Source organism: Methanophagales archaeon (assembly GCA_021159465.1).
GTDB lineage: Archaea > Halobacteriota > Syntropharchaeia > Alkanophagales > Methanospirareceae > G60ANME1.
Window position 1 is genome coordinate 1 of sequence record JAGGRR010000041.1, and the last position, 5,117, is coordinate 5,117.

Below are 5,117 nucleotides of genomic sequence, written 5' to 3' on the forward strand. Positions count from 1 at the left end.
CCATGATCTCTTATAGACCGTAAAATCACTTGGTATCTTAATGTCGAATGTATCTGTTCCATCCGTCCACTGAGCATCGGCAATGATCATCAGCCTATTTGCATTTGGAGCTCTGAAATCATAGTATTTTGTATCGATTAATGGAGCTCCAACGCCGTCACACATCTTTGCTATTGCATCTTCAAGTTTTGTGCTGGTTATCTCCGCTCCGCTGTAATCAAGCCAGTCTATTATTTTTGCCACTGGCTCATCATTTAGGTAATAACCTACGATCCAACCATCCTTGTGAACGTACACGTGCACATCTTCAGTCTCTGGATAACCTGGAAGCTCAACTGATCCAATGGTATAGTTTTCTGTTTCATGCTCTATCGTTCTGTACACATCCTTTGCCTTTTCCAAATCAATTTCTTGCCCAACATTAGTGTATGCAGATATGCCAGCTTCTTCTTCGAGGAATGTTGTGCCCGCTCGCTGGGCACCTCCACCGCCGCCACCAGCGGCTTCACTTGCACCCACCACCTCAACAAAAGGCGGTGCCACAAGCGAGATAACGCCTTTTCCACCGCCTTCATTTATCCCTTTCTTCACATCTGTCACGCTATACATCACCACGCTGCTTGCGACTATTACTAAGGCAATAAAGATTGCCAATACCTTCAAGCCTAACCTTTTTGTCATTTTTTATCACTCATTTATGGTGTATTACCAGATTTTTACAATAGGGAAATAAATATAAAATTTTTTCGTTTTTTTTATTCGCTCATCCTCATCCCCCTAAACCATCGTGAACAAATACTTCGTTGCTCCTTTCTCTGTGTATCCATGCGATGAAATGCGGGAATGAGCGTTTCTTATAAAATCCTTTTATTTATCTCATACCTCCGATAATTCATTACGAACACGCCAGAGATTCCGAAGTCCGAGAGTAGAGCGATATCTTCGCCTGTAAGTGCTCGCTCCTTAACCGGAGGAACCGGTCTTGTCATTGTCATTCGGCAGATAATATGTCCACCGGTCATCTTAGCACCGACATAGCCTCTGCATTTACCTGCTACAAGAACAACCCCACTGCGCATCTCCACACCCGTGAATTCCGCTGCATCGCCCAGTATCACAACAGAACCGCCATTGAGCAATGCCCCCGTGTTCATACCCGCATTACCCTCCACAACTATCGTACCACTACGCATCAATATGCCTGTGCTTATACCTGTATCCCCCTGCACACGTATTCTAGCAGGGGCACGACATCGGGCTGCGAGTGTACTCCTTATGAGACCATCTTTAAGAACCAGTTCATCCCCTCTATACTCGTTTGGCTCCAGGAGGCTCGCCTCTGGATGATGGAGCAGCCATGTGAGCGAGATGAACTTTTTATAACCCTCCAGATCGGATTTTACCTCTACCACATTACCCAGAGGCTCCTTTATCTCACCTCTAACGTATATGGCGCCAGAAACCATGCTCATACCCATATAGGAGCCTACATCACCATCCACTATTATTGAGCCAGTTTCGGCTATTTCCTTACCGTTACCACCGAAATAGCAGAGATCAACACCCAGACTCGAGCCAAGTCTGTTACCAACATTGCCCTTTATATATAGGTCTTCACCACTCCGCAGTGCCTCCACTATATCCTCATACGTATAACTGGTTCCGACCTGGGAAGGAATCCTATCCGTGGGATTGAGTTTTGTACCTTTATGATGCCATAAGAAGTTATAAGTGAAGTCGCCGATGCAGTCCACAGCATTATTCAGCTTCAATTCCATCAAGCATCACTACTCCTTACTCCCTGTATTCCGTACTCAATACCTCACGAATATGCTCTGCGGTCTTCTCACCCACATGCTCCACCTCCATCAGTTCCTCCTTCGTGGCGGTCACTACCCGCTCTATCGTCTTGAATCGCCTCAACAGGTTTCTTGTGGTTATGATACCAATGTTAGAGAGTGCGGATATGAAATACTCCTGCTGCTCCTTCAATGATGCCGTGGGCTTCTTGCCATGAGGATTTATCGCCCTTGTATTGGGCATCTGCTCCCGTTTCGCTATTATATAGATCAGGGATGCGGTATCTGCTTCGTCCCGCGTTTGCAATATCGGTACAGAGTAATCAATAGCGATAGAAGCCATCACCGCCCTCACCACATTTGGATGCACATTCCTGTGCCCGTAGAGTGATTCACCCTCGATGATCAGCAGTGGCTTTTCATACTCGTTATTCAGCCTCTCTATCTGCTCTAACAGGTTCCTCTTCTTGTTCACGAGCGAATCGAGGAAATCTGAGGTGGTCTTACGCTCTATACAAATCCGATCTGATACAACGTAATCGCCGACCTCTAAATTCTTCAATTTAAGATTCACACCCGCTTTTTCCAGAAATCGCACCACACCGGACCTTGTCTCTCTTGTATCAGCGAAGATAGTCAGTTTCGGCACGTCGGTGAGTGCGACTTGTTGCGGTTGCTGTGTTCTCTGCAGTGTCTTAGTATTCTCCTTCTCCTCTCCTTCCAGGTCCATCATCCGCATCTCGCTTATCCTTCTTCGCATCTCCCGCTCCTTACTCCTGCTCAGCCAGTAATACGCCTCGTCTTTTGTTCCTTTTGCAATGAGCACAATCACCTTCCCTATCTTCTTCCGTGCTGTCCGTCCTTTTCGCTGTATACTCCTAATAGCCGAGGGAATGGGTTCATAGAAGAGTACAACATCGGTTGCAGGGATATCAAGTCCCTCTTCCGCAACAGAAGTGGCAACCATAACGTTATAGAACCCTTTTTTGAACTTATCAACGATCTCCACCTGCTCCTTCTGTTTTAATCCGCGATCATCCAGCCTTGACGCCTGCCCGATGAACTTAACTGCCCTTATTCCAGTGCCAGCACTGTCTAAGTTCTGCAATGCGTTTATTATCATCTCTGCGGTGTCCCTATAATTTGTGAATACGATTATTCTCTGGTTTGGATTTGCCTGTAGCTCTTCTTTCAGTATCTGTATCAAAGCAGCGAGCTTTGGATGCTCACCTTTGTAGGATGATACCTGTTTCAATACCCTCACGAACTTATCATCATTAAGCAACCGCTTGGAAGCTTTACTGCCATCCTTTGAGAGTGCTTCGTTCCGCAATCGCTCTAAATATCGCTTCAATGCAAACATCCCCTCAGTCTCAATCAAATCTATCGCGTGTTTTATCTTCAGCACTTCTGCCAAGAGTGACAATGCCTTATAGAGGTCTGCATGCTTCTGCTTCATTAACTGTGCCGCTATCAACTTTCTTAGTTCCAGTATCTCGGTCTTCGTTATTTCTCTGCTGTGTTTCCGCCTTATGAATCCCAATTTCCGTAATTCCACTATTCTACGTTCCAGTATCTCTTCCAGCATTCTCTTCTGTTCTTTTAGCTCTGCAGGCACCTCCACAGCACGCCATTCAAAGTCTTTTCTGAATACATAGGGTGCTACATCAGGGTCGTATTCTGTCCTGCTCTCCACACGTTTGACTCCCAGAGAGGCACATATCTCCCTTATCTTCTCCTTCTCGCTACCGGGCGATGCAGTCATACCAAGTACCAGTGGCTGCTTCGCCTGCTCTCCATACTTCTCCGCTATAAATACGTATGAGTAGTTACCAACCGCACGGTGGCATTCATCGAATATCAGTAGTGAGACGTCAGTGAGGGTAATCCGGTTGCTGAGCAGGTCGTTCTCTATTATCTGCGGCGTACAGACGATAATTTTTGCATCACTCCATAGCATCTTTCGTCTATCTGGCAGTACCATACCGGTGAATGTTTGTATAAGCGATGGATCGAGATTCAATACTGATTTTAAGAATGCTGAATGCTGCTCCACCAGCGGTCTCGTTGGTGCGAGGAAGAGAATCTTACCCGCGGGCAATCGCTCCAGTATCACAAGGAGCGCTATTGTGGTCTTACCCAGCCCTGTCGGAAGTACAACCATCGTGGATTCTTTTTTCGCCGACTCTGCTATCGCTATTTGATACTCCCGCCATTCTATCTGCTCCTCTTTCAACAGTGGATGCGAGATGAACTTCGGGTGTGATGTGCCAGTACCAAGGTCATATTCATGCCTATGCCTGTGCTCATGCATATAAACAAGAGATAAAAAGAATGAAAATAAAATAAATGTATCTGGATCTGGATGTATAACGGATATAAAAATGGACGTTAAGATAATTCGCAGTGGTAAAAGAAAGAAAACGATAAGTGCACGAGAAGTGGACGGTGTGATTCGCTTATACCTTCCATCGGGACTCTCGCACGAAGAGGAATTCAAATATGTCCAGTGGGCGAAGAAGCGTTTCGAGTCGTTGAGACGCAAGAAAGAACTCAAAGCCAGGAACGCCGATGAAATGCTGGAACAATGTGCTCGTGAGCTTAACAAACGTTATTTTGGCGGCGAACTCTCATGGACGCAGATAACCTACACGACCGAGCAGAACGCACGCACGTTTGGAACTTGTAACACGAAACAAAAAACAATCAGGATTTCAGACCGACTGTTGAAAATGCCGAAATTTGTACATGATTATGTTGTAGTGCACGAACTTGCACACTTGAAAGTGCCAGGACATGGACCGGAATTCTGGAAACTCGTGAATATGTATCCTAAAACAGAGCGAGCTCGGGGGTATTTGATGGCTGTTGGGATGAATGATTGAATCCACACAAATCCGGTCAGCCTATTTGCTACCACCACTTTGTCATCAGGCGTCCTGAAAGTCCAGAGCAAGTAGTTTTTACCGAGAACCCGCATCCCCGTCGCGTCTGCATAAATCCACTTTGCATCTCTGATTTTGTCGATATTCAGGGAATAGACAGTCTTGCAGGCTGCTCCTACACGGAGGATAGCATCCTGAATTGTTACAGTTCCTAAAATTAAGTATGTGCCCCTTTTGCTCTGTCAGAGAAAAACCAGCGGATTCCATAATTTCTAAAATCCTGTCCTTTTTAATACGAAAGCAAAAACGTGTGGATAAGTAGCCGTCTGGCTTCAAAACCCTGTGCAATTCCTTCAGCACTGACTCCTTATCCTTAATCTCCGGAAGCACACCATAAAATAGAACCACATCCACACTATCATCACGCAAGCCG

Annotated in this window: 5 protein-coding genes; 1 reads left to right on the plus strand and 4 read right to left on the minus strand. The window is 45.8% G+C overall.

Translation table 11 applies throughout. From position 1 onward, the window contains the following. The 3 genes from J7J01_02145 to J7J01_02155 all read right to left on the minus strand — a co-directional run. On the minus strand, nt 1-681 hold a 681-nt coding region (locus tag J7J01_02145), incomplete at its 3' end, for a hypothetical protein (protein ID MCD6209692.1). A gap of 173 nt (nt 682-854) precedes the next feature. Further along, entirely contained in the window at nt 855-1,778 is a 924-nt protein-coding gene (locus J7J01_02150; GenBank protein MCD6209693.1) for a hypothetical protein, read from the minus strand. A 16-nt stretch (nt 1,779-1,794) separates the two neighbouring features. Beyond that, nucleotides 1,795-4,113, minus strand: a complete 2,319-nt coding sequence (locus tag J7J01_02155) for a DEAD/DEAH box helicase (protein MCD6209694.1) — start codon at nt 4,111-4,113, stop codon at nt 1,795-1,797. A gap of 70 nt (nt 4,114-4,183) precedes the next feature. On the opposite strand from J7J01_02155, the gene J7J01_02160 reads away from it, so the two are divergent. Continuing rightward, on the plus strand, nt 4,184-4,684 hold the full coding sequence (locus J7J01_02160) for a M48 family metallopeptidase (protein MCD6209695.1): 501 nt from the start codon (nt 4,184-4,186) through the stop codon (nt 4,682-4,684). A 78-nt stretch (nt 4,685-4,762) separates the two neighbouring features. Here J7J01_02160 and J7J01_02165 read toward each other — a convergent pair. Beyond that, nucleotides 4,763-5,117 (minus strand): methyltransferase domain-containing protein (locus J7J01_02165; protein MCD6209696.1); only part of this gene is annotated, 355 nt, incomplete at its 5' end.

Coding starts and splice junctions, on each gene's coding strand:
- J7J01_02155 (MCD6209694.1), bottom strand. CDS start 4,113: ATGCATGAGCACAGGCATAGGCATGAATATGACCTTGGTACTGGCACA.
- J7J01_02150 (MCD6209693.1), bottom strand. CDS start 1,778: ATGGAATTGAAGCTGAATAATGCTGTGGACTGCATCGGCGACTTCACT.
- J7J01_02160 (MCD6209695.1), top strand. CDS start 4,184: ATGGACGTTAAGATAATTCGCAGTGGTAAAAGAAAGAAAACGATAAGT.